24 protein-coding genes are annotated in these 23383 nt (G+C 57.1%); 8 read left to right on the top strand and 16 right to left on the bottom strand.

Annotated features, from left to right (window positions below; all coding sequences use genetic code 11):
• Positions 1 to 200: 200 nt before the first annotated feature.
• Positions 201 to 1784 carry an L-aspartate oxidase gene (gene nadB, locus GXP58_08450; GenBank protein ID NOY53636.1) on the top strand — a complete coding sequence of 528 codons (1584 nt, stop codon included), beginning with the start codon at positions 201 to 203 and terminating at the stop codon, positions 1782 to 1784.
• A gap of 337 nt (positions 1785 to 2121) precedes the next feature.
• On the opposite strand, the gene GXP58_08445 is transcribed toward nadB, so the two are convergent.
• Positions 2122 to 3054 carry a histone deacetylase gene (locus GXP58_08445; protein NOY53635.1) on the bottom strand — a complete coding sequence of 311 codons (933 nt, stop codon included), beginning with the start codon at positions 3052 to 3054 and terminating at the stop codon, positions 2122 to 2124.
• A 162-nt stretch (positions 3055 to 3216) separates the two neighbouring features.
• On the opposite strand from GXP58_08445, the gene GXP58_08440 reads away from it, so the two are divergent.
• Positions 3217 to 3828: a DUF3786 domain-containing protein gene (locus GXP58_08440; protein NOY53634.1), complete on the top strand. Its 612-nt coding sequence runs from the start codon at positions 3217 to 3219 to the stop codon at positions 3826 to 3828.
• Between the two features lie 66 nt (positions 3829 to 3894).
• Here the strand turns inward: GXP58_08440 and ndk are convergent, their stop codons facing one another.
• The 12 genes from ndk to GXP58_08380 form a co-directional block, all read right to left on the bottom strand.
• Positions 3895 to 4308 (bottom strand): nucleoside-diphosphate kinase, encoded by a 414-nt coding sequence (ndk, locus tag GXP58_08435; GenBank protein ID NOY53633.1) that lies wholly within the window; start codon positions 4306 to 4308, stop codon positions 3895 to 3897.
• A gap of 270 nt (positions 4309 to 4578) precedes the next feature.
• Entirely contained in the window at positions 4579 to 5130 is a 552-nt protein-coding gene (locus GXP58_08430; protein ID NOY53632.1) for a 2-oxoacid:ferredoxin oxidoreductase subunit gamma, read from the bottom strand.
• A gap of 578 nt (positions 5131 to 5708) precedes the next feature.
• Positions 5709 to 6575 carry a 2-oxoacid:ferredoxin oxidoreductase subunit beta gene (locus GXP58_08425; GenBank protein NOY53631.1) on the bottom strand — a complete coding sequence of 289 codons (867 nt, stop codon included), beginning with the start codon at positions 6573 to 6575 and terminating at the stop codon, positions 5709 to 5711.
• Between the two features lie 45 nt (positions 6576 to 6620).
• On the bottom strand, positions 6621 to 7790 hold the full coding sequence (locus GXP58_08420; protein NOY53630.1) for a 2-oxoacid:acceptor oxidoreductase subunit alpha: 1170 nt from the start codon (positions 7788 to 7790) through the stop codon (positions 6621 to 6623).
• Positions 7790 to 8083 carry a 4Fe-4S dicluster domain-containing protein gene (locus GXP58_08415; GenBank protein NOY53629.1) on the bottom strand — a complete coding sequence of 98 codons (294 nt, stop codon included), beginning with the start codon at positions 8081 to 8083 and terminating at the stop codon, positions 7790 to 7792. The genes GXP58_08420 and GXP58_08415 overlap by 1 nt, the downstream gene beginning before the upstream one ends.
• On the bottom strand, positions 8076 to 8954 hold the full coding sequence (sucD, locus tag GXP58_08410) for a succinate--CoA ligase subunit alpha (GenBank protein NOY53628.1): 879 nt from the start codon (positions 8952 to 8954) through the stop codon (positions 8076 to 8078). Before sucD ends, GXP58_08415 begins: the two co-directional genes overlap by 8 nt.
• A 64-nt stretch (positions 8955 to 9018) precedes the next feature.
• A complete protein-coding gene (sucC, locus tag GXP58_08405; GenBank protein ID NOY53627.1) occupies positions 9019 to 10176 on the bottom strand; it encodes an ADP-forming succinate--CoA ligase subunit beta in 1158 nt (385 codons plus the stop codon).
• Between the two features lie 28 nt (positions 10177 to 10204).
• Positions 10205 to 10936 (bottom strand): succinate dehydrogenase iron-sulfur subunit, encoded by a 732-nt coding sequence (locus tag GXP58_08400; protein NOY53626.1) that lies wholly within the window; start codon positions 10934 to 10936, stop codon positions 10205 to 10207.
• A gap of 1 nt (position 10937) precedes the next feature.
• Entirely contained in the window at positions 10938 to 12662 is a 1725-nt protein-coding gene (locus GXP58_08395) for a succinate dehydrogenase flavoprotein subunit (protein NOY53625.1), read from the bottom strand.
• A gap of 14 nt (positions 12663 to 12676) precedes the next feature.
• Complete coding sequence (gene sdhD / locus GXP58_08390) at positions 12677 to 13039, bottom strand: succinate dehydrogenase, hydrophobic membrane anchor protein (GenBank protein ID NOY53624.1); 363 nt, start codon at positions 13037 to 13039, stop codon at positions 12677 to 12679.
• An 8-nt stretch (positions 13040 to 13047) separates the two neighbouring features.
• The gene (sdhC, locus tag GXP58_08385) at positions 13048 to 13419 is read right to left on the bottom strand and encodes a succinate dehydrogenase, cytochrome b556 subunit (GenBank protein NOY53623.1); all 372 of its coding nucleotides are present in this window, start codon (positions 13417 to 13419) and stop codon (positions 13048 to 13050) included.
• Positions 13420 to 13592: 173 nt separating this feature from the next.
• Positions 13593 to 13922 carry a helix-hairpin-helix domain-containing protein gene (locus tag GXP58_08380; protein NOY53622.1) on the bottom strand — a complete coding sequence of 110 codons (330 nt, stop codon included), beginning with the start codon at positions 13920 to 13922 and terminating at the stop codon, positions 13593 to 13595.
• 294 nt (positions 13923 to 14216) lie between these two features.
• Between GXP58_08380 and GXP58_08375 the strand changes: the two genes are divergently transcribed.
• On the top strand, positions 14217 to 16421 hold the full coding sequence (locus tag GXP58_08375) for a S8 family serine peptidase (GenBank protein NOY53621.1): 2205 nt from the start codon (positions 14217 to 14219) through the stop codon (positions 16419 to 16421).
• A 157-nt stretch (positions 16422 to 16578) separates the two neighbouring features.
• On the opposite strand, the gene GXP58_08370 is transcribed toward GXP58_08375, so the two are convergent.
• Together GXP58_08370 and GXP58_08365 are read right to left on the bottom strand one after the other, a co-directional pair.
• Positions 16579 to 17493: a bifunctional 5,10-methylene-tetrahydrofolate dehydrogenase/5,10-methylene-tetrahydrofolate cyclohydrolase gene (locus GXP58_08370; protein NOY53620.1), complete on the bottom strand. Its 915-nt coding sequence runs from the start codon at positions 17491 to 17493 to the stop codon at positions 16579 to 16581.
• A gap of 17 nt (positions 17494 to 17510) precedes the next feature.
• Positions 17511 to 18143, bottom strand: a complete 633-nt coding sequence (locus tag GXP58_08365; protein NOY53619.1) for a cyclodeaminase/cyclohydrolase family protein — start codon at positions 18141 to 18143, stop codon at positions 17511 to 17513.
• A 220-nt stretch (positions 18144 to 18363) separates the two neighbouring features.
• Here GXP58_08365 and GXP58_08360 point away from each other — a divergent pair, with 220 nt between their 5' ends.
• The 5 genes from GXP58_08360 (at position 18364) to scpB (ending at position 23084) form a co-directional block, all read left to right on the top strand.
• A complete protein-coding gene (locus GXP58_08360) occupies positions 18364 to 19578 on the top strand; it encodes a MinD/ParA family protein (protein ID NOY53618.1) in 1215 nt (404 codons plus the stop codon).
• 279 nt (positions 19579 to 19857) lie between these two features.
• Positions 19858 to 20571: a site-2 protease family protein gene (locus GXP58_08355; GenBank protein ID NOY53617.1), complete on the top strand. Its 714-nt coding sequence runs from the start codon at positions 19858 to 19860 to the stop codon at positions 20569 to 20571.
• Between the two features lie 24 nt (positions 20572 to 20595).
• A complete protein-coding gene (trpS, locus tag GXP58_08350; protein ID NOY53616.1) occupies positions 20596 to 21579 on the top strand; it encodes a tryptophan--tRNA ligase in 984 nt (327 codons plus the stop codon).
• A gap of 120 nt (positions 21580 to 21699) precedes the next feature.
• The gene (locus GXP58_08345) at positions 21700 to 22437 is read left to right on the top strand and encodes a segregation/condensation protein A (protein ID NOY53615.1); all 738 of its coding nucleotides are present in this window, start codon (positions 21700 to 21702) and stop codon (positions 22435 to 22437) included.
• The gene (gene scpB / locus GXP58_08340; GenBank protein NOY53614.1) at positions 22434 to 23084 is read left to right on the top strand and encodes an SMC-Scp complex subunit ScpB; all 651 of its coding nucleotides are present in this window, start codon (positions 22434 to 22436) and stop codon (positions 23082 to 23084) included. Before GXP58_08345 ends, scpB begins: the two co-directional genes overlap by 4 nt.
• Here the strand turns inward: scpB and GXP58_08335 are convergent, their stop codons facing one another.
• Entirely contained in the window at positions 23085 to 23360 is a 276-nt protein-coding gene (locus GXP58_08335; GenBank protein NOY53613.1) for a hypothetical protein, read from the bottom strand. It abuts the gene before it with no gap.
• Positions 23361 to 23383 lie beyond the last annotated feature (23 nt).

Raw genomic sequence — 23383 nt, 5'->3', positions numbered from 1 at the left:
CCGTTCATGGTTCGACAGGCTCACCACGAACGGAATATCAATCACTTACACCGTTCGCCCTGAGCACGCCTGTCCTGAGCCGGTCGAAGGGCCTGTCCTGAGCCGGTCGAAGGGTCGAAGGGCTTCGTGACTTTTTACGACACCATCAAGGTTGAAAAAAGAATTTACATTGATGCCGTCTATGGAATAGAGTATTCCCGATGATAAACATCCCGACATCCAGACTCCCCGTAACCTCGACCGATTTCCTCGTCATCGGCAGCGGTGTGGCCGGACTCCTGGCCGCCATCGAATTGAGCCGATACGGAGAAGTACTGGTCCTCACCAAGGACGAGGCCTCGGCGGGAAGTTCCGGCCATGCCCAGGGGGGCATTGCCGTTGTCTTAAGCGACGAAGACGAGATCACCTTCCATTTCGACGACACCATCGCCGCCGGCGCAGGTCTCTGCAACGAAGAAGCGGTCCGGGTCCTGGTCGAGGAAGGCCCGGATCATATCCTTGAGTTGATCGCCTGGGGGGCCCGCTTCGACCGGGAAGGATCAAAACTTGCCTTCACCCGGGAGGCGGCCCACAGCAAGCGGCGGATCGTCCATTCTCATGGTGATTCCACCGGCAAGGAGGTCGTCCGCAGCCTGCTGGCCCATGTCAAGACCCTGCGAAATATCCGAAAATTCGATTACCACTACACCATCGATCTGTTGATGCACGACGGTGCCTGTTACGGAGTCTACCTTCTTGACGAACGGAAGAAAGAGATCTCGGCAATTACGGCCAAGGCCACCGTGCTGGCCACCGGAGGGTCCGGATATCTTTACCAGCGAACTTCCAATCCGTCGGTAGCGACGGGCGACGGCATGGCCATGGCCTACCGGAGCGGAGCCAAACTGGTTGACATGGAGTTTGTACAGTTCCATCCGACCACCCTCTATCTTCCGGGAGCGCCTTCATTTCTCCTTTCCGAGGCAATGCGCGGCGAAGGGGCAAAGCTCCTGAATATTTTCGGACGGAAATTTGTCGGCAATTATCATCCCGAACGGGAACTGGCTCCACGGGATATCGTCAGCAGGGCCATTGTATCGGAAATGGTCTCCACCAAAAGCTTTCATGTCTATCTCGACCTCACCCATCTCGATGCTGCCTTTGTCCGTCGGCGGTTCCCGCAGATCTATTCTACCTGTCTCTCCTACGGGATCGACATTACACGGGACCGAATCCCCGTCAGTCCTGCCGCCCATTATATGATGGGGGGTGTGGAAACCGATCTCGACGGAGCGACGAATCTTCCGGGCCTCTTCGCCGCCGGGGAAGTCGCCTGCACCGGGGTCCACGGTGCCAACCGTCTGGCCAGCAATTCCCTCCTCGAAGGAATCGTCTTCGGGACTCGTGCGGGAAAAGCAGCCGCCCGCTATGGAGAACAGATTCATACGCTCCCGGACCGGATCGCCAACCCTTATGCCGACCGGCCGGTTGCCGCCCATGAATCGCCGGCTGAGCTTAATGAACTTCGCGGCATGCTACGGAAACTGATGTGGGACCGGGTCGGCATCATTCGATGCGGGAAATCGCTCTCCGAAGCCGTGGAACGTCTGCAGGATTGGACACCCTGTCTTGAAGAAATCTATCACGAAAAAAACGGGCTGGAACTACAGAACATGATCACCGTGGCCACCCTGATCACCCGGGCCGCCCTGGAACGCCGAGAAAGCGTCGGTGCCCATTACCGGACCGATTTCCCCGAACAAACAACTACGGTCAAGCAACACCGGATCCAGCAGAGCGCTTAATCTCCGGTTATTCGCAACGGTTCAAACAAAAAAAAGCCCGCTTTCGCGGGCTTCACAGGGGATCGGAGAGCGGCGTAGCAAGGGGGATCGCATTAACCACTCCCCGGGGGATTCCCAAAGGGTATTTACCATATTAGTAACATGAGGAGGCCAAAAGTCGCGAAAAAAATTCAAATAAATACATTTTTTTTGCAACTGATTGATTCGAAAGGATTTTTTATGGAAAGAGGAGGCCTGCCGACCTCCGGTCATCAGAATACTGCAATGGGAAGGAGAAAAACGTCAAAATCATAACAACGGAAATTTGGATAAAGAAGGGAATAAACCTTGATCCCCTTCACACTTTCACCAGTGCCCGCAGATGCATTCGCACCGCCCCTTTGAGCCCGGAAAGACTGTATCCCCCTTCCAGCAAGGAAAGGAGACGCCCCCCGCAATGCTCCCCGGCCAGATCGACCAGAAACTCCGTCATCCACCCGAACCCCTCATCGGTTACATTCATCCCGGCAAGGGGATCATCCATGTGGGCATCAAAACCGGCTGAAACCAGAATCAGATCGGGGGCAAATCCCTCAATCTCCGGCATGAGATTGTTGACCAATGACTCCCGGTAGACCTTGTCATCTCCCCCGGCCGGGAGAGGAACATTCAGCGTTCTCCCCTCCCCCTCTCCCTTCCCCCGCTGGTCGTCGGCACCGCTCCCCGGATAGTGGGGATATTGATGAATACTGAAGTAGAAGACCGAGGGATCGGCATAAAAACTGTTCTGCGTTCCATTTCCATGATGCACGTCCCAATCGACAATGAGGATATTCTTCAGGCCGTGCCTCTCCTGAGCATACCGGGCGGTGACTGCTACATTATTAAAAAGACAGAAACCCATGGCCCGATCGTGTTCCGCATGATGCCCCGGGGGACGTACGGCACAGAAACCGTTTCGCACCAGTCCCGCCATCATGGCATCGAGGAGCGTCAGCCCGGACCCCGCCGCCCGGCAGGCCTCTTCATAAGAAGCGCTTGAGATCATCGTGTCCGCATCGAGGGCATGGATCCCTCCTTTGCATGCCTCTTCCACCTGCAAGATATAATCACGATCATGGACCCGGGCCAGCTCGCCTACCGTGGCAGCCCTGGGCTCCAACCGGAGCAGGCGGGGTGCAATATCATCGGAACGGCAGACCTCTTCAACGGCACGAAGTCTCTCCGCACGTTCCGGATGAACCCCCGTGTCATGATGGTACCCTGAAATGATCAGGCCGGTCTTGTTCATCGCTCCTCCCCCGAAAAGCATTGAATCATTTTCCGTTGAGGGTAGACCATAATCGGACCGATGTCAATTTTGGTTGTCTGCGTCCAACCGATTCTGCTAAAATGAATTATTTTGAACATGCAAACAAAAAACCCGACTCTTACATGGAAGTACAGTCAATCGATGAAGACCAACTACGAAAAGGCACTGCAAGCCGCGTACAACAATGCCGTCGATGCCCTCCTCAAAGAGGATCTGCAGGCAATTTCCGACCGAAGCGGTGCCGCATTGCACGCAGACGGGACACTGGAGACTCATTTCCTGAACAGAAAGATTCTTGTAAAAACGAAGGGACGGGAAGTTTATCTCGACGATGAACCGGCGGGAATCCGTCTGGCGATCCTGATCCTGCACTACCTGTTACAGGCCGGCGGAATACCCCTCGACGGAAGAAGGATCTCTTTTAAAGAGGTTCCCCAGGGGGCGCTCTATTTTCAACCCTTCCGGGGACGGGTTATCTTTCCGATACTCAGGCTTTTCGATGCAAATCAGGACAAGCTGATTGCTGCCGTGGAAACATTGGGCGGCACCAAAACAGCCGAGGGGGATCTTTCTTTCCTTCTACATCCGTTGCCCCGTGTAACGGTTCAGTACATCTATTACCGAGGAGAAGAAGGAATCCCTCCCGACCTGAACCTTCTCTTTGACGCAACCATTCCCGAGTATCTCTCCACGGAAGATATCGTCGTTCTCTGTGAAGAGATCCATCGCATATTGAAAGCCGCCCTGTCATGAAGGAAAAGTGAGTTCTTTGGAAAGGAGAGTGAAAAACTTTTCGTTTCCAGTCCCCTACCCCGGTCCTTAGTGGATCTCCAGTGCGTTGAAAAAGTAGGAAATCTCGAAAGCCGCCGTCTCGGGCGCATCGGAACCGTGAACGGCATTCTGTTCGATGTTGCCGGCAAAATCCTTCCGGATGGTTCCAACTGCTGCTTCCGCGGGATTGGTCGCCCCCATCAGTTCCCGGTTCTTTTTGATCACCCCGTCCCCTTCCAGCACCATCACCACACAGGGACCGGAGGACATGAACTCGGTCAGGCTTGAAAAGAAGGGCCGCTCTCTGTGTACGGCGTAGAACCCTTCGGCCTCGGCTTTCGTCATCCGGATCATCTTGATGGCGGCAATCCGGATTCCCGCTTCCTGAAAGCGGCGGATCACCTCACCGAGGATATTTTTCTTCACCCCGTCGGGCTTCACAATCGATAGCGTTCGTTCCATGGATCTGCTCCTTCATTCAATGAGAGGAAATAAAATTTTATTTTAGTGGCCCTGTTCGTAGATACTGTGACGCACCGAGAGGGCTGCAGGGCGGTCTCGTCAAGGCACGGGCCTGAGGCGTACCCCCTGTGGTACGGCGCAGGGAACGTAACGAAGACGAGGCCGCCCCGCGGCACTCAAATGCCACCGTATTTACAAATACGGGCCACTTAGTATCATGAAAAGATAGGGCAAGTCAAATCTTTCGGGATTTGAAGGCATAGGAGATAATCACGAGGATTTGATTCTTTCCGCCGCATCCAGCCCCGCCTTCAACGCCTTGAGGTTCAGATCCTCCGTCCCGCGGGGGACCCGGGACAGGACCGCCTCTTCAATCGCCGCACGGGTCACCACATCGGTCAGCCCGACAACGGCGCCGAGGGCCACGATATTCGCAACAATCCGGCGCCCGATCTTTTCCTGTGCGATTTCAAAAATCGGGACGGAGTAAACCTTAAACTCTCCCTTCGGGGCCTTCTTCACCTCCAGGGGGTCGATGATGACCACCCCACCCTTTTTGACATCCGATGAATACTTGTCGCAGGCCACCTGCGTCAGGGCCAGAAGGATGTCGATATTCGTCGCCTTGGGGTAATCGATCTCCCCGTCACTGATAATCACCTCGGCCTTGCTGGCTCCCCCCCGTGCCTCGGGCCCGTATGACTGGCTCTGTACGGCATTCTTGTCGTCATAGATCGCCGCCGCCTCGGCCAGGATCACCCCGGCCAGGATAATCCCCTGGCCGCCGGACCCGCTGAATCGTACTTCCACTCGATTGGCCATTTTATTCCGCTCCTTATCGGCTACGTCCGCTTCTCCAAGTTCTGGTTTATTGTTGTCAAGTTCTTGCGGTGAGATAAATGCTCCGCACAAAACCATGCAAAAAAAGGCATTTGTTCATTTTCTTTGCTTGTCCAAAGAAAACGAACCAAAAGAAAGGACGCCCCGCCATTCGGTCCCGCTTCCAGCGGGACTCCCCTGCGCTTCTCGAAAGGCCGGGGGGCTCGATAACATGCTTCGCATGGTCTCCCCTTCGGGTCGACACGATCTCGCCCTTTTTCCCGGCATTTCTGCGATGCTCGGCTTCATGGAGGGGACCCCGCTCCCCCTCCGGGGGAGTTGAGAAAACCCCGTCCCGGATAAACCGGAACGCTACAGGGGGGTCTGCCTGCTTCTTCTTTCCTTCATGCCCTTCATGGTGAATGCCTTTCGCTCTTGATTGTGTTTTTCCCCGTGTCCCCCGTGTTCCCCGTGGTGAATACTTTTGTCTTTGATCTCGTCTTTCTCTGCGCCCTTGGCGTCCTTCGCGAGAGGCGGTTTTGGTTTTGCTCTGTGCCTCTGCCCCTCTGTGCCTGTCTTTCTCAGTTCCCCACTTCGCTCTTCGGGGCGCTCCCCTTGATATAGCGCCGCTTGCGAATTGCCAGGGCCTTTTCACTCATCTTCCGGTACCGTTCGATAAAACCGATCCGGGGGTGATCCACAAAGATCCCGGTAATGATCTTTCCTTCCCTTTCCTCGTCGGTCATCCCGGCCGCCTTTGCAAGGGGAATGCTGTCGTTCTTGAACTGTTCCAGGAAGGTGACCGGATTGGGGGTCCGGTTCCGCCGGCCATAGACCGTGGGACACTGGGTCACGGCCTCGATGAGGGAGAAACCGTCCCGGGCCAGGGCCCTGGCGATATAGCCTTCCAACTGGACGGCATGGTAAACGGTGCTGCGGGCCACGAAGGAGGCCCCGGCTCCCTCAGCCAGGCGGGCGATATCGAAGTTCGGTTCCACCTGGCCGTAGGGGGCGGTACTGGCCATCTTTCCTTCGGGAGTCGCGGGGGAATACTGCCCGCCCGTCATGGCATAGATGGAATTATTGAAGAGGATCACCGTCAGGTCCATGTTCCGCCGTGCGGCGTGGATCAGGTGGTTCCCGCCGATGGCGAGGGCATCCCCGTCACCGGTCACAACGATGACATGAAGTTTCGGTTTGGCGATCTTGATCCCCGTGGCAAAGGCGATCGCCCGGCCGTGGGTCGTGTGAAGGGTGTTGAAATCAAGATAGCCCGAGGTCCGGCTGGAACAGCCGATCCCGGAGACGACAACGACCTCGTCCTTCTTCCATCCCATTTTATCAATCGCCCGGATCAGCGCCTTGACGACGATCCCGTTCCCGCATCCGGGGCACCATATATGGGGGAAGGTGGACGGCCGGATATACTTTTCATAATCAAAAGCCATTCTTCAAACCTCTTCAATAAAACCAACGAAACGGGGAGGGACCCGTCAGGCCCTCTCCATGATCTTGTCCAGGATCTCATCCGGCGTAATGGGAAGGGCATCGACCCTCCCCAGCGAAACAAGTTCGGAAGCCGGATCGATCCATTTACGGACCTCCCCGGCCAACTGCCCGAAGCTCAACTCCGGCACGATAACCCGCCGCGCGCCCCGGCTGACCGCCTGCAGTTCCTCTGCGGGGAAAGGCCATACGGTCACAGGACGGAAAAAACCGACGGCGGCTCCCGAGTCCTGAGCCTCCCGCACGGCATGATGCGCCGCCCTGGCCGTCGATCCGAAGGCGACGACGACCGTATCGGGAGGTCCCTGCAGACCGGCCGGAACATTCCGCTCCACCCGATCGATCTGCGGTCTCCCCCGTTCGACCTTTCCGATCAACCGTTCCGCCTGCCGCCGGACCTGTTCGGGAGACCCGGTTGGAAAGCCTGTTTCGTCGTGATAGAGCCCGGTGATATGGAAACGGTATCCCTCTCCGAAGGGGGCCAGGGGAGAGACATCCCGGTCGTTGGCGTAGGGGAGGTATTCCTCCGGGGAGACTTCCGGACAAAGCCGGTCGGCCACTTCATATTCCGACGGGTCCGGGATCACCACCTTCTCCCGCATGTGGGCCAGGATCTCATCCATCAGCAGGATCACCGGTGTCCGGAACTGTTCGGCAAGATTGAAGGCCCGTATCGTTTCTACAAAAATTTCCCGCACCGAAGAAGGCGCGATGACGATCACCGGGTGATCCCCGTGGGTCCCCCATCGTGTCTGCATAAGGTCCGCCTGGGACGGTCCCGTGGGATGACCGGTGGATGGACCGGAGCGCATGACATCGGCGATCACGCAGGGGATCTCCGCCATGCAGGCAAAACCGATATTCTCCTGTTTCAGGGAGAAACCGGGACCGCTCGTGGCGGTCATAGATTTCACCCCGGCGATCGAGGCCCCGATCACGGCGGCGATCGAGGCGATCTCATCCTCCATCTGGATAAAATTCCCGCCCATCCGCGGAAGATAGAGGGAAAGGTACTCGGCAATCTCGGAGGAAGGCGTAATAGGATAGCCGGCAAAGAAACGGCATCCCGCAGCGAGCGCCCCTTCGGCGCAGGCCTCGTTCCCCTGCATGAGGCGGACCTTGCCTTTCTCCTTCTTTCCCGGGGTAGCCGGTCTCATCACACGTCCCCCTTCCGGGCCGGTGCGGTTTCAGGGATTGTATCTTCTTTCTCTTCATCCGTTCCGGCCTTTTTCGGATGGCAGAGGATGGCAAAATCGGGACAGTGCTGTTCACACATGAGGCAGCCGATGCAGTCGGCCATGCGAACCGGTTCACAGTGAAACCCCGGATAACTCAGTTCCAGGACCTTTTTCGGGCAGAGGGCGACACAGATCCCGCAGGACTTGCACCGCTTCGGGTCCACAACGATGCGGAATTCTTTTTTCGGTTTTTCCCTTTTCTTCTCAGCCATCTTCTTCCAGCGCCTTCCTTATGGTCTCTCCGATTACCGCGGGGTGTTCCGCCATCCGGACCCCTGCGCCGCGCAGGGCTTCGATCTTCGCCTCGGCCGTTCCTTTTCCCCCGGAGATGATCGCCCCGGCATGGCCCATCCGTTTCCCCGGCGGCGCCGTCTTCCCGGAGATGTAGGCAACCACCGGTTTCGTAAAGGAAGTCCCGATGAATTCCGCTGCATCCTCCTCCGCCCTTCCGCCGATCTCCCCGATGAGGACCACCCCTTCCGTACCGGGATCTTCCTGAAAGAGGGCCAGCAGGTCCACAAAGGAGGTCCCCACAATCGGGTCGCCGCCGATCCCGATGCAACTGCTCTGCCCCTCCCCCGCATCGGAGATCTGGTGCACCGCCTCATAGGTCAGGGTCCCGCTCCGGGAGATCACCCCGACCCGTCCGGGCCGGTGGATCCGGCCGGGCATGATCCCGATCTTGCAGGCGCCCGGGGTGATCACCCCGGGGCAGTTCGGCCCGATCAGGCGGCTCTTCTTCCCTTCCAGGAAACGGACCACATCGACCATGTCCAGCAGGGGAATTCCCTCGGTGATACAGACGATCAGGGAAATCCCGGCATCCACCGCTTCCAGGATGGAGTCCGCCGCATAGGGGGCCGGGACCATGATCATGGAGGCATCGATCCTGTGATGACTCAAGGCCCGCTCCACCGTATCGTAGACCGGGACGCCTTCCACGTCTTTTCCCTCTTTCCCCGGCGTCACCCCGGCAACAATATTTGTGCCGTAGGCGAGGCACTGCCGGGCATGGAAGGAACCTTCCCGGCCCGTGATTCCCTGGATGAGGACCTGCGTATTCTGATCAATCAATATACTCATTGTCGTATGGCCCCGCAAGCTACGCTATCCCCGGCAGCCCTGCAAGCAAGCCGTCCGCTCCCTTTCACGTGACTCTCCCCACGATCTTCGTCGCCGCATCCAGCATGTCGGAGGCCGTTTCGATCGCCAGCCCCGATTTCCGGAAGATCGCCCGCCCCTCGGCCACGTTGGTTCCTTCAAGGCGAACCACCACGGGAAGATCCATCTTCAGACCGGCCGCCGCTTCAACGACCCCTTCAGCCACCCGGTCGCAACGGACGATCCCGCCGAAGATATTGATTAGAACCCCCCGGACACGGGAATCGTCCATCAGGATCCGGAAGGCCTTCCCGATCCGCTCCACATCGGCCGCCCCTCCCACGTCGAGAAAGTTGGCGGGCGCTCCCCCCGCGTACTGGATCATATCCATCGTCGCCATGGCCAGGCCGGCGCCGTTGACCATGCAGCCGATATTCCCGTCAAGACGAATATAACTCAGCCCGGCCTCGCCGGCTTCCCGTTCGATCGGGTCTTCCTCTTCCGGATCCCGCAGCGCCGCGATATCCGGCTGCCGGAAGAGGGAATTGTCGTCGATCACGACCTTCGCATCCAGGGCCACCAGGTGGTGGTCCTCCGTCACCACGAGAGGATTGATCTCCACGAGGGAACAGTCCCGGGCGATGAAGGTGCTGTACAGGTTGGAGGCGACCTGCAGGAAGGAGGGAAGGAGATGCTTGCCGATCCTCAGGACCTGGGCCATACGCCGTATCGTGAAGGGCCGGAGCCCCAGGGCGGGGTCGATCATGAAACGGTGGATCTTCCGGGGATGACGGGCCGCCAGTTCTTCAATCTCCATCCCGCCCGCTTCGCTGGCCAGGATCACGGGCAGGGCCGGCTCACGGTCGAGGGTAATCGCCAGGTAGAGTTCCCGGTGGATCTCCATCGCCCGTTCCACCAGTACCTCACGGACCCGGACCCCTTCGGGTCCCGTCTGGGGCGTCACCAGGTTTTGTCCCAACAGCTCCCCTGCGATCCTTCCCGCCCCGGCGGCATCTTCGGCCAGACGGATCCCGCCCCCCTTCCCCCGGCCGCCGGCATGGACCTGGGCCTTCACGGCAACGCGGCCCGTGATCCTCTCCGCGATCTTCTCCGCCATCTCCGGGGTGGCAGCGGAATGTCCGAAGGGCACGGGGACCCCGAACTCCTGCAGGATCTCCTTGGCCTGATATTCGTGGATCTTCATCTGCGGATATCCTTCCCTCTCTGCGGGATCAATCCGGTTTTTCCGGCTTCGACCGTTTCAGGAACGACCGGAGGATCTCCTTTTTCAGTTCCGCAATCCCGCCGGTGACATTGATCTCCTTGGGACAGGTTTCGACACAGTTGAAGATCGTATGACACTTGTAGGGACCGGTCCGGTCATTGAGAATCCTGATCCGCTCCTCCCCCGCCCGGTCCCTGGAATCGAAGATGAAACGGTGCGCCTTGAGAAGCGCCGCAGGCCCCAGGTAGTCCGGATCGAACCAGGAGGTGGGGCAGGCCGAGGTACAGGATCCGCAGAGGATACACTTCGTCGATTCATCTATCCTCGCACGCTCTCCGGGACTCTGGAGCCGTTCCTTTTCCGGCGGCGGATCGTCGTTGACAAACCAGGGCTGAACCGCCTCGTTCCGTTCAAAAAAGCCGTCCATATCGACGATGAGGTCACGGATGACGGGAAACCCTTTCAGGGGATCGATCCGGATCACCCCCCGTTTCTTCAGGTCCTGGACGAGGGTCCGGCAGGCAAGGCGGTTCTTCCCGTTGATCATCATGGCATCGGAACCGCAGACCCCGTGGGCGCAGGAACGCCGGAACGTAAGGGTTCCGTCGAGCTTCCACTTGATCTCGTTGATGCAGTCAAGAATCCTCCAGCCCGGCTGCACATCGAGCCGGTACTCCTGATAGCGCGGTGCGGAATCGGTTTCCGGGTTGAAGCGGAAGATCCGAAAAAGACGTTCCATCTCAATAGGTCCTTTCCTTCGGTTCGAAACGGGTGATCGTCACCGGTTTGTAGCCGACCTCCGGCCCGTCCGTCCCCTTGCGGATCAGCGTATGTTTGAGAAAGTTCTCGTCATCCCGGTCGGGGAAGTCTTCCCGGAAATGCGCCCCCCGGCTCTCCTTGCGGGCCAGCGCTCCGGCGACCATGGTCTCGGCGAGGGTGATCAGGTCCCCCAGTTCCCATGCCTCGATAAGATCGGTGTTCGCAACCCTGCCCCGGTCCATGACCCGGATGCCGGCATAACGGGTCCGCAGCCGCGCCAGGTCGGCCTGCGCCTCCCGGAGAAGTTTCTCGTTGCGGAAGACGGAACAGCGGAACATCATCACCTCCTGGAGGCGGGACCGGATCCCCTCCGCCGTCTCTTCCCCGGAACCGCTCAGGAGATCCTCGACACGGAGGCAAACCTCCCCGGCGGCATCCGGAGAAGGCAGGCCGCCCGGCCACCGGTCAAGATCGGCGAGGATCCGCTTCCCGGCCCGGCGGCCGAAGACAACGATGTCAAGGAGCGAGTTGCAACCGAGCCGGTTTCCGCCGTGCACGGAAACACAGGCGCATTCCCCCGCTGCATAGAGGCCGGGGACGGCGGTCCCCCGCTCATCCACGATCACCCGCCCGTCCACATCCGTGGGAATCCCCCCCATGGCATAGTGGGCCGTCGGCTGAACCGGGATAGGTTCCCGCACGGCGTCGATACCGATATAGGTCAGGGCGAAACCGTGGATATCGGGAAGCTTCTCCAGGATCTTTTCCTTGCCGAGGTGACGGATGTCGAGATAAACATAGTCCTTCCCGCCGATGCCCCGCCCGGCACGGATCTCCCTGTAGATGGCGCGGGAGACCACATCCCTGGGGGCGATATCCTTCATCGACGGGGCGTAGTGTTCCATGAAGCGTTCGCCCCGGTCATTGAGGAGGATCCCCCCCTCTCCCCGGGCCCCTTCGGTAATGAGGATCCCCAGTTTATAGATCCCCGTGGGATGGAACTGGACGAATTCCATATCCTCCAGGGGGATCCCCGCCGCATAGGCCATGGCCATGCCGTCGCCCGTGTTGGCATGGGCATTCGACGTGGTCCTGAATACCCGGCCGTAGCCCCCCGTGGCCAGGAGAACCGCCCCGGCCTGAAAGAGATGGATCCCTCCATGGATGATATCCCAGGCGACCAGCCCCCGTACCCGGCCTTCCTCCCGCACCAGGGCCAGGGCATAGTACTCGGAATAGAAACGGACCTTCTTCCGCAGGCAGTGTTCATAGAGGGTATGGAGGATCACGTGCCCCGTCCGGTCCGCCGCGTGACAGGCCCGCGTGGCCGAATGCCCCCCGAAGGGACGCTGGGAGATCCGGCCGTCGGGCAGGCGGCTGAAGGGAACCCCCATGTGTTCCAGTTCGTAGACCGTCTGCGGCGCCTCGGAGCAGAGGACCTCGATGGCATCCTGGTCCCCGAGATAATCGCTTCCCTTCACCGTATCGAAGATATGTTTCTCGCAGGAGTCCTCATCCACGTTCCCGAGGGCCGCGGCGATCCCCCCCTGGGCGGCGCCTGTGTGCGACCGTGTGGGATAGACCTTGCTCAGGACCGCCACATCCGCTTTGCCTGCCACCTCAAGGGCCGCCCGCAGACCGGCGCCTCCGGCCCCGACAATCAGCACATCATGACGGTGTACGGTAGGGGTGAAAGGTTCTGTCATGGAGGATAATCCCTTTACGATTGAACCGTGAAGACCGCAACGGAATAGACACCGATCGAAAGCAGGACCAGGGCCACCGTCCAGAGCAGCAGGATCAACCGCTGCTGCAGCGGTTCCCGATGGATATATTCCAGCACCACCGTCCGGAGCCCGTTGAATCCGTGAAAGACGGCCAGTGTCAGGAAAAGGATGTCGAAGGCCTTCCAGTAAGGCGAGGCCAGGCGGGCGGCCACCGTCCGGTAGGTCACGAATCCGTCATGATAGTAATGGAGGATATAGAAATGGGCCAGGAGCAGGATCAAAAGACCCGCCGCCGTGAGCCGTTGCAGGAACCAGAGGAGGATTCCCCCCGGCCGTCTCTGATCAACGAATGCCATAGGATTCCTCAACCGGGGAAATTCCTGCCAAGCAGGTCCAGGATCGGGACCGCCCCGATCAGGAGAATCACCACCGCAAGGCCAGCCAGGACGAAGAAGAGCCCCTTCTGATGGCGGACCCCCCAGCCGATATCGACCAGGAGCAGCCGCACCCCGTTCAGGGCATGATAGAGGACCGCCCCCAACAGGCCGATTTCAAAAAAAAGGAACAACGGGGTCTGGACCGCCGCCATAACCCGGTTGAACCCTTCCGGACCGTGACTGATCGTGCGGACCACCCAGATGTGGATCACCAGGTAAAGGGAAAGGAGAATCCCCGTCATCCGGTGAAGCACCCAGGCAAGGAATCCGACATGCCATTGATAGCGTTGTGCCGACACCTACAGCAGCCTTTCGTAAGGAAAACGATTCACCGGAAAAAGGAGAAAACGAAACTTGAGTTCAGACTATACCGAAGAAGGGGAAACTTTTCAATGAAATTTCGAAAATTTCCGTCGGCCGAAGAAAAAAAGCGGGACCGGCTTCCCGATCCCGCCGGAAAGGAGCAAGAGGGTCAGTGGGAAAGGTCGTGATGCTTTACCGAAACCATTACGCGGGGTTTGATCTTTTCAAAAAGTTTCTCCCCAATACCCTTGACCCGGAGAAGGTCTTCAACAGCGGAGAAATTCCCTTTCTTCAAACGGTAATCGATAATCGCCTGCGCCTTTTTTTCGCCGATTCCGGGCAGGGCGCAAAGTTGTTCGGCACTCGCCCGGTTCAAGTCAACCCGTTCCGTTTTTAATTTCATAGAGACGGCGGGACCTGACGCCGTAACGGTGGTACTCCCGAAAGCGAACAGGAGCAGGACGGCAAAGAGCATGGTGAATGGACAGCTTTTTCGCATCTTCTTTTCTCCTTTTGAAAAATCATTCATGTAAAAGCGGACGGTGGCTGATAAAAGTTGGATCACCCCCTTGAAATGGATTTGGATGGACCTTGAAAGTTAGAGATGAAGGAGATGCAGATTCGTGAGGATTTCTGCCTTAGAAGATAGATACTGCAAAAGTGTTGCTCACGGTAACATCGGTGAAAAATGGAGTCAAGTTCTTTTTAGCGAAAGTTTTCTATTGACTGTATCAGAGCACACTTGATACCTTCTGAAAAACCGGGTGGCACATATCTACAAGGGGTCCCTCTCATGAAAAAATGGAGTCTCTTCTTTCTTGTCTGTCTCTTTCTCTTCTCCCCCCTTCCGAACAGGTTGTACGCGGAAAGTCCTTACGTGCCGGGAGAACTCCTGGTCCGATACAAAGCTTCCGTCTCCGCTTCGGCCGTGGCCCGGTCCCTGAGCATAAAGGGGGTCGAAAGTCTTGACGGTTCCCGTCGGCTGAACCTGCATCATGTCCGTCTTCCCGAAGGGACCACCGTTGAAGAGGCACTCCAAAAATTCCGAAGCGATCCCGATGTCCTTTATGCCGAGCCGAACTATCTCGTCCATGCCCTGGCAGCGACCTTTCCCAACGAAAAGACGAGTTCCGCCGCGCAGAAGAAATGGCAACAACAGTGGGGCCTGTACAATACGGGACAGACGATCGGGACCGGCAGCACAACCGGCACATCCGGTGACGACATTGACGCCCCGGAGGCATGGAGTATCGTCACCGGGACCACCGACACGGTGATCGCCATCCTCGACACGGGAATGGATCTGAACCATCCCGACCTCGCTAATCAACTCTGGATCAATACGGGTGAAATCGCCTCAAACGGGAAGGATGACGACGGCAATAGATACATCGATGACCGTCAGGGGTGGGACTTCATCAATGACGACAACGATCCCAACGATGACAATCTCAGTGTCGGAAGCAATACCAATGATCACGGCACCCATATCGCCGGGATCATCGGCGCGGAAGGAAACAACGGCATCGGCGTCGCCGGGATCAACTGGAATGTCTCGCTCATGATCCTCAAGGTTCTCAATACCGACGGCGTGGGTCCGGTCGACAAGATCGTCCTCGCCGTCGAATATGCCATCAACAACGGAGCGAAGATCATCAATGCCAGTTGGGGGCTCACCAGTTTCAGCCAGGCCCTTTACGATTCCATCAAGGATGCCCGGGACAACGGTCTCCTCGTCGTTGCCGCTGCGGGGAACACCGCGACCGTGGAATACCCGGCAAAATTCAATCTCGACAATATCCTCTCCGTCACGGCCACCGACCCCGATGACAACCTGGCCGATTTCGGTACCGGCACCAAGGCCGCCGTGAGCGCCCGCGATGTTGATCTCGCAGCACCGGGAGAACTGATCTACAGCACCTTCATCGTCGGCGATGCCCCGGCCAACCAGCCCGACAATACGAAAGATTACTACTGGAAGGACGGGACCTCCCAGGCCGCCGCCTTTGTCACAGGCACCGCCGGTCTTCTCCTGACCAACGACCCGAGCTTAACGCCCGACCGGATCAAGGCCCGGATCCTGGACAGCGTCGACACGGTTTCCGACACGAATATTACCGACTTTACAACATCGGGCGGAAGGCTCAATGCGGCGGCGGCTCTGTACAGCCGGATCGTTGTCGTCCCCTACGGTACGTCACTCCTCAAAGCCGAAACCCGTCAGTTCACCCTCGACGGCGCCACCGCCGTCAACTGGAGTACGAGCAATGCAAGCGTGGGAACCATTAACGCCAACGGCCTTTTTACCGCAAAAGGGGCCGGTTCCTGCACCGTCTCCGCCAATAACGGGGCCTACACCTCGGGAACGATCTACGTCGAGGAGATCACCGTCACCGCCGCCGCCACGTCCCTTTCGCAAAATGAAACCACGACCCTTACCGCAACCGGCGGAACCGCTCCCTATACCTTTACAAGCAGCGACCCGACCGTCCTGACGGTCGATGCCGCAAGCGGGGTCGCCACCGGAAAATCCGGAGGAAGCACCACGGTCACCGTCTCCGACGTCCGGGGCTTCTCCGGAACATCCGGGACGATCAAAGTCTCTTCGGCGGGTAGTGGAAAGGTGACGGGCAACTGCTTTATCGCCACCGCCGCTTACGGCTCCCAGTTGGAACCCCATGTCCGGACCCTGCGCCGTTTCCGGGACCGATACCTTCTGACCAACTCCGCAGGGCGTCTCTTCGTCCGCCTCTATTACCGCTACAGCCCGCCTTTCGCTGCAGTGATTGCCGCACATCCCCTCCTGCGAGCGGTTGCCCGAATTCTGCTTTTCCCTCTCTTTCTTTTCGGATCCTTGATGGTAAAGAGCGGCATTTCCTGGAAGGTGTTTTTTGCCGGGTTCCTCGTTGCCTTGGGAGGCGTGAGTCTGTTCCGGATATCAAAGCCAATCCGCGATCATGACGTTGGGAAAGAATCGAGTGTCCGGCAAGTTCATTGATGATTCAGAGCATTTCCGACGGCGCAGAACTTCGCCCTGCATCTTCCGGCATTCCTGCAACCGACCGGAATTCTCCTCCCTCGGCGGGTAGTTACAAAAAAACCGCCGTCTCCTTCACGGGTCCGGCGGTTTTTTTATTCTGATGACGTCAGCACCTTCAGTCGATTTTGTGCTGGATCTTGCACGCCTTCAGGGCGTTCTTCATGAGCATCATGTTGGTCACGGCGCCGACGCCGCCGGGTACGGGACTAATGGCCGAGGCGACTTCGCAGACCTCGTCGAAGGCGACATCGCCCACGGTCTTGGTCTTCGGTTTCCCCTTGTCGTTCAGGACCGGTTCGCCCTTCTCATCGAGGACCTTCACCCGGTTGATCCCGACATCGATGACGATCGCTCCCGCCTTGACCTGGTGCTTCCTGATCAGGTTGGGGACGCCGGCGCCGACGATCAGGACATCGGCTCCCAGGGTATGCTTGTCGGAATTTCCGGCCTGGGCGGTGAAAACATGGACGTTGGTGGTGGTGGCGTTCCGGTTGAGGGCCAGGAGCATGGCCGGTTTACCGACGATGTTGCTGTGACCGACCACGACGATCTCGGCCCCGGTGAAGTTGAGCCCTTCCCGTTCCAGAATTTCAATGCAGGCGGCAGGGGTCGCCGGCGGAAAGGTGGTCTCACCGAGGGCGAGTTTGCCCATATTGTAAGGATGGAAGCAGTCGATATCCTTGTTCACATCAATGCTGTTGATCACAACCGTATCGGCAATCTGCTCCGGGAAGGGGCGAAGCGGAAGGATGCCGCTCACCTTGTCATCCTCGTTCAGCTCCTTTACGATCCCCATAACGTCCGCCTCGGTGGCATCGGCCGCGGGATTGGCGTTGATGTAATTGAAACCGACCTCGCCGCAGAACTTCTCCACCTGCCCCCGGTACATCCGGGCGCCGAAGTTGTCCCCCACAAGAAGCGTGGCGATTCCGGGGGTAATCCCCTTCCCTTTCAGGGTTTCCACTTCCTTTTTGATTTCGTCCTTGATTTCATTGGCAATGGCTACGCAATCGATCACTCTTGCTGACATTTTTCCCTCCCTCGTAACTATGAACGGATTTTCTGATAGGTCATTGCGACAACTTCTTCCCGAAGCCGCTCCATCTCCTGAAGGACCTCCTGCACACGGTCCCATTTTGCTTTATTGAAAGATTCATCACGAATCGAATTCAGGTTGATCCGGACGTTCATCGCCGCCGCCTGGGCACAGGCATCGGCAAAGAGTACTGCCACGCCGGCATCACTCACGGCCTGGACGTTTCCGATCTCCGCGGCGATCTTGCTGAGACGGGCCACCTTGAGGGATTTCTCACAGATCTGAAAGGGAACCTCCGTGGCGGCGCCTTTCAGTCCCTCCTGGATCTTCTCGGAACGGGCTTTCTTCTCTTCGTCCGTCCCTTTCGGTAGCTTGTAGGCCTCGGAAACGGCCGAAAAAGCCTCCGTATCTTCCTGAACCAGGCGCTGTAGTTCGGACCGTACCGCTTCACTCCCGGCAAGGAGTTCTTCAATCCGTCCCTGGACGTCCCGGTACTTTTCTTTCCCCAGTGTCAGGTTGCCGACCATGCTCACCAAGGCCGCGCCGACACTCCCCACGAGGGCCGCAGCGCTCCCCCCGCCCGGTTCGGGTGATTTCGAGGCCAGCTTATCGATGTAGTGTTCCATCGGCTTTGCGAGGTACATTCCCTTTTCTCCTGTCGTTAATGTAGAAAAAAATCAACCGATTTAAAAATGAAAATCATATATGTCCTGCATAGAAAATGTCAAGTTCATTTCATTTCTGTTTTTATGGGGCATGAATTCAGGAAATCAATACCCCATAAAAAGAGATGAAAATGATTGACAATACCATGATGTTCCCGTATCTTGTGACAGAATTTCCAGTCAAACGACAACGGAGAAAATGATGCGCATCCTTCCGATCGCAAGCGGAAAAGGCGGAGTGGGGAAAACCATGTTCGCCGCCAACCTCGGGATTCTCTTTGCCCGGATGAACCGCAAGGTCGTACTTTTAGATGCCGACCTCGGCGCCTCCAATCTGCACACAGCGCTGGGTATTCCCTACCTGCCGAAGACACTGAACGACCTTCTGACGGAAAATGTCTCAGATCTCTCCCGGGTCACCATGGAGACACCGATCCAGGGCCTTTCCATCATCGGCGGCAGTCGGCATCTGCCGGCCTACCCCGACTATAAGACACAACTCACCCGGAAGATCATCTCCGCCATGCCCCGTCTGAACGCTGATATCCTGATCATCGATCTGGGCGGCGCCATCACCCCCGACATTCTCGACCTTTTTCTCCTCTCCGAGGAAGGAGTCATGATTTCCACCAACGACCCTTCGTCGATCCGGAACACTTATCAGTTTTTGAAAATGGCGGTCTTCCGGAAGATCCTGAAGAGCTTTCCCAGCAATACGCTGATCTCCTACATGGTCCACTCGGCAACACACGTCAGAAGCCGGGACAAGATCAGCTCCATCCCGGAATTACTTGACCGGCTTTCCCATGTAGATCGTTATTACAAAGATGTGATCCTGGAAATGCTGGAACGGTTTTCGCCCGGATTGATCATCAATATGGTGGACAGTCCGAAAGATGTCCGTGCGGCGAATGTGGTTTCCACGGTCAGCGGGAAATTCTCGGCCATTACACCGAAGTTACTCGGAACCATGGAATACGATCCGGAGATCAAGAGGTCAACACGAAACTTGCGCCCCTTCACCCTTGATCCCGAAAATCGCAAGGCCTCGGAACAGATGGGTCTTATTGCCGACAGAATCCTGGAAGGAGTAACACTTCCCGTAGCCGCAATCGAAAAAGCCGCCTGCGGGAAACCGGAAGGACCTGAGAAAAAAGAGATCTGGTTCATGGACAACATTGAGTACCAGGATCGTCCGCTCCACATCCTGACGGAAAAGATCGGTTCAAACGGGACCGTCCAGACCTCGGTTTATTCAAAAGGAAGGATACTCTTTTCCCGGAAGCTTCATTATCCCGAATTATCAACAAACAACCCGGATGATACCGCCCAGCAGAAGATCGTACGCAAGCAGCACCTCACCGCCATCAAGGGGATCCGGATCGGCCGGATCAACCTCCAGGAAACCGGTTAGACACACGCCATAGCCCGCTTCAACAGACAAAAACATTGACTTTACCCTCCCCTTTCTGATAATTTTCAGCGGGCATCGAAACACCTCATGTTTTGCATAAACTATATCTTTTTAACCTGTTGAAATATGATGGTCTCGTAAAAAGTCACGAAGCCCTTCGACCGGCTCAGGGCGAACGGTGTAAGTCATTGATATTCCGTTCGTGGTGAGCTTGTCGAACCATGAACGGAATCCGAAAAACGACTTTTTACGACTTCATCAAATATTAGAGGATATCAAATGGATCCGGGACATTTTATCCAGCTTACAGCGGTCATGGCTCCGCCGATAATCTTTTCCATTATCTTGCACGAAGTCGCACACGGCTGGGTGGCGGAAATGTTCGGGGACAATACCGCCCGGCAGATGGGGAGGCTGACGCTGAACCCCGTGCCCCACATCGATCCGATCGGAACCATCATCCTGCCCCTGTTTCTGATCTTCGTCGGCTCAAAATTTCTCTTCGGATGGGCCAAACCCGTACCGGTCAATTTCCGGAATCTCCGTCGACCGAAACGTGACATGGTCTATGTGGCAGGTGCAGGCCCGATGACCAACCTCGGTCTGGCACTGATCTTTACCGTAATTTATACCCTGCTGGTAAAACTTTTTCCTCCGCTGAAATTGATCTTTACAATCTTCATCACAACCATGCGGATGCCCCCTCTTCATAATGCTTCACCCATACTGCTCCTTGCCGTCCCCCTGGTCCTGATGGCCGGTGTAGGAGTGGTAATCAACATTCTCCTGATGCTTTTCAACCTGATTCCCCTTCCGCCATTGGACGGGGGCAGGATCGTCGTCGGCCTTCTCCCGCCTGAAACTGCGATGCGCTTTTCCCGGATAGAACCCTTCGGGATGATTATTCTGGTCCTGCTGCTCATGAGCGGAATGCTGGATTACACCCTCTGGCCGATCTTCAACTGGATTATTACCCTGCTGTTAGGGGGATAATGCACATCAAAGGAGAAGAATTAAATGAGCAAGGAACGAGTGTTAAGCGGGATGCGCCCCACGGGAAGACTTCATCTGGGAAATTACCTGGGCGCATTGCAAAACTGGCAGGAGATGCAGGATGATTATGAATGCTTTTTCTTCGTGGCGGACTGGCACGCCCTGACCACCGATTATTCCAATACGGAAGGAATCCGGGCCAACATCCGGGAGATGCTGATCGACTGGCTGGCCGTCGGGATTGATCCGGAGAAGGCGACGATCTTTATCCAGTCCTGGATCCCCGATCATGCCGTGCTCCATGTCCTCCTCTCCATGATCACGCCCCTTCCCTGGCTGGAGCGCTGCCCCACCTACAAGGAACAGCAACAGCAGTTGACGGGGCGCGACCTTTCAACCTACGGTTTTCTCGGCTATCCCGTTCTTCAGTCGGCGGATATCCTGATCTACCGCGCCCACAAGGTTCCCGTCGGCATCGACCAGCTCCCGCACCTGGAACTGACCCGGGAGATCGGCCGCCGGTTCAACCATCTCTACGAAGAGGTTTTCCCCGAACCCCAGGCGATCCATACAAAGGTCCTGAAACTTCCGGGGACGGATGGGCGGAAGATGAGCAAAAGCTACAACAACTGCATTTACCTCTCCGATTCCCCCGACGAGATCTGGGAGAAGGTCCGGACCATGATGACCGATCCCCAGCGGAAACGGCGCAATGATCCGGGCGACCCGGAACTCTCGCCGGTCTATGCCTACCACAGGATTTTTTCTTCCGAGACGGAACTGGCCGAGGTAGCCGAAGGATGCCGGACAGCAGGAATCGGTTGCATCGACTGCAAAAAGGTCCTACTGAAAAATATGATCCGCCGGCTGGCGCCGATCCACGAAAAGCGGGCGGCCCTGCTGGATCACCCGGAAGAAATCGACGCCATCCTGGAACAAGGAACGAATGCCGCACGAAAAATCGCAGCAAAGACCATGGCACAGGTCCGGGAAGCGATGAAAATCTGAACCTTCCGTGTATCCCGAATGGGATTACCGTGACGATTCACTCCCCTTTATGAGAAAGGGGGATCGAGGGGGATTTCCCGTTTGTCCTACAAAGTCAAACTGAACATCTTCGAAGGTCCCATGGACCTGCTGCTCCACCTGATCCGGAAGCACGAAATCGATATCTACGATATCCCGATTGCTCTGATCACGAAAGAGTATCTGAACTACCTCGATCTGATGAAAACCCTGAATCTCGACATGGTCGGAGACTTTCTCGTCCTGGCCGCCACCCTGACGCAGATCAAGTCGAAGATGCTCCTGCCGATTGAGGAGAGCGGAGAGGAGGAGGACGGAACCGATCCCCGGGCGGAATTAGTCGAACGGCTGCTGGAATACAAAAAGTTCAAGGAGGCCGCCCAGGAATTGAGATCCCAGGAAAACCTCTGGATCGACACCTACGGCATCGGGGCCCCGACCGACATCAAGGCGGAACAGGAAGTGGTGTTGATTAACCTGAACCTGCTCGATCTGATGGAAGCCTTCCGAAAGGTCTTACGCCGGCCGAATGCCGAGGGAGTCCATGAGGTAACGGTCGAAACCATGAGTATCAAGGAGAAGATCTCCTGGATTATGGACACTCTGGCAGAGCAGAGCAGCATCCGTTTTGAAGATCTTTTTCCCGGACTGCCGCCCCGGCAGGAGGTCATTGTCACCTTTCTCGCCCTGCTGGAAATTATCCGGCTTCGTCTGGTCCGAATCGAACAGACGGAACGTTTCGGTCCCATCCGAATCCGGAAAGCCGTAGAACGGGAAGGCAACAGCGGAGAACCTCCCTTGCACTCCCTGCCGGAACAACCCAACCCGGAGGAATCATGAACGAAACAGAACTCAGGCAGGTGGTCGAAGGTTTGATTTTCGCGTCCGAAACCCCGCTGCCTCTTCAGAAGATACACGAGATTCTTGCATCCGATGAACTCGACAAGGCAATGATCCGGAAGGCCATTGCAGACCTTGCCCGATTCCTGGAAGAAAACGGCAGCGCCCTGCAGGTCGTGGAATTAGCGGGCGGCTACCGTCTCGTAACCCGGAAGGAGATCGGCGGCTGGATCAAAAAGTTGAACCGCCCCAAGAAGGTCCGCCTCTCGGGCGCCGCGCTGGAAGTCCTGGCGACCATCGCCTACAAACAGCCGGTGACCACTCCGGAGATCGAAGCCATCCGGGGCGTCAACTCCTCGGGCGTCATCAAAACCCTGCTGGAGCGGAATCTGATCAAAATTGCAGGGAGGATGGAGGCCGTGGGCAATCCCATCATGTACGCCACCACCCGGGAGTTTCTGGAATATTTCGGCCTCCGGTCACTCAAAGACCTGCCGACATTGAAGGAGTTTCAGGAGATCATGGAAGAGGTGGAAGAGCAGGAAGAGAACCCGCCTGCAGCGGAGGAAAAGATCACCTCCCCCGGCCGGCAGAATCCCCTTTCCGAAGAAACACCATCTAAAGGAGAATCCGCCGGTGTGGAGTGATCAGACCAGAAAAATTTTGAGCTTTTTGCAGTGGTACTTCAACACCATGAGACTGGTATTCAACCGCTGGAGTCGCATGTTCCGTTGTCGGACACCCCGGTGGTCGGTCAGAGGCGGCGCTTCCGCCCGCACTATTTTCTGGACCTTGATCAGGTTATGGTAGAGTTCATGATAGTCCGAATCCCGAAACTTCTTGAAAAAAAGAGGATTCACGCTAATATACCCTTCGGCAATATCTTTTGCCAGTGCCAGGGGGTTTCCGCGAATGAAAGCCATTGTATTTCTCTCTTCCGAAAGGG

It is taken from the genome of Deltaproteobacteria bacterium, assembly GCA_013151235.1.
GTDB lineage: Bacteria > CG2-30-53-67 > CG2-30-53-67 > CG2-30-53-67 > CG2-30-53-67 > JAADIO01.
This window is presented reverse-complemented; position numbering and strand designations above follow the sequence as displayed.

Excerpts from the sequence above, each read along its gene's own strand:
- nadB (NOY53636.1), top strand. The coding sequence starts at position 201 with ATGATAAACATCCCGACATCCAGACTCCCCGTAACCTCGACCGATTTC.
- GXP58_08445 (NOY53635.1), bottom strand. The coding sequence starts at position 3,054 with ATGAACAAGACCGGCCTGATCATTTCAGGGTACCATCATGACACGGGG.
- GXP58_08440 (NOY53634.1), top strand. The coding sequence starts at position 3,217 with ATGAAGACCAACTACGAAAAGGCACTGCAAGCCGCGTACAACAATGCC.
- ndk (NOY53633.1), bottom strand. The coding sequence starts at position 4,308 with ATGGAACGAACGCTATCGATTGTGAAGCCCGACGGGGTGAAGAAAAAT.
- GXP58_08430 (NOY53632.1), bottom strand. The coding sequence starts at position 5,130 with ATGGCCAATCGAGTGGAAGTACGATTCAGCGGGTCCGGCGGCCAGGGG.
- GXP58_08425 (NOY53631.1), bottom strand. The coding sequence starts at position 6,575 with ATGGCTTTTGATTATGAAAAGTATATCCGGCCGTCCACCTTCCCCCAT.
- GXP58_08420 (NOY53630.1), bottom strand. The coding sequence starts at position 7,790 with ATGAGACCGGCTACCCCGGGAAAGAAGGAGAAAGGCAAGGTCCGCCTC.
- GXP58_08415 (NOY53629.1), bottom strand. The coding sequence starts at position 8,083 with ATGGCTGAGAAGAAAAGGGAAAAACCGAAAAAAGAATTCCGCATCGTT.
- sucD (NOY53628.1), bottom strand. The coding sequence starts at position 8,954 with ATGAGTATATTGATTGATCAGAATACGCAGGTCCTCATCCAGGGAATC.
- sucC (NOY53627.1), bottom strand. The coding sequence starts at position 10,176 with ATGAAGATCCACGAATATCAGGCCAAGGAGATCCTGCAGGAGTTCGGG.
- GXP58_08400 (NOY53626.1), bottom strand. The coding sequence starts at position 10,936 with ATGGAACGTCTTTTTCGGATCTTCCGCTTCAACCCGGAAACCGATTCC.
- GXP58_08395 (NOY53625.1), bottom strand. The coding sequence starts at position 12,662 with ATGACAGAACCTTTCACCCCTACCGTACACCGTCATGATGTGCTGATT.
- sdhD (NOY53624.1), bottom strand. The coding sequence starts at position 13,039 with ATGGCATTCGTTGATCAGAGACGGCCGGGGGGAATCCTCCTCTGGTTC.
- GXP58_08380 (NOY53622.1), bottom strand. The coding sequence starts at position 13,922 with ATGCGAAAAAGCTGTCCATTCACCATGCTCTTTGCCGTCCTGCTCCTG.
- GXP58_08375 (NOY53621.1), top strand. The coding sequence starts at position 14,217 with ATGAAAAAATGGAGTCTCTTCTTTCTTGTCTGTCTCTTTCTCTTCTCC.
- GXP58_08370 (NOY53620.1), bottom strand. The coding sequence starts at position 17,493 with ATGTCAGCAAGAGTGATCGATTGCGTAGCCATTGCCAATGAAATCAAG.
- GXP58_08365 (NOY53619.1), bottom strand. The coding sequence starts at position 18,143 with ATGTACCTCGCAAAGCCGATGGAACACTACATCGATAAGCTGGCCTCG.
- GXP58_08360 (NOY53618.1), top strand. The coding sequence starts at position 18,364 with ATGATGCGCATCCTTCCGATCGCAAGCGGAAAAGGCGGAGTGGGGAAA.
- GXP58_08355 (NOY53617.1), top strand. The coding sequence starts at position 19,858 with ATGGATCCGGGACATTTTATCCAGCTTACAGCGGTCATGGCTCCGCCG.
- trpS (NOY53616.1), top strand. The coding sequence starts at position 20,596 with ATGAGCAAGGAACGAGTGTTAAGCGGGATGCGCCCCACGGGAAGACTT.
- GXP58_08345 (NOY53615.1), top strand. The coding sequence starts at position 21,700 with ATGGACCTGCTGCTCCACCTGATCCGGAAGCACGAAATCGATATCTAC.
- scpB (NOY53614.1), top strand. The coding sequence starts at position 22,434 with ATGAACGAAACAGAACTCAGGCAGGTGGTCGAAGGTTTGATTTTCGCG.
- GXP58_08335 (NOY53613.1), bottom strand. The coding sequence starts at position 23,360 with ATGGCTTTCATTCGCGGAAACCCCCTGGCACTGGCAAAAGATATTGCC.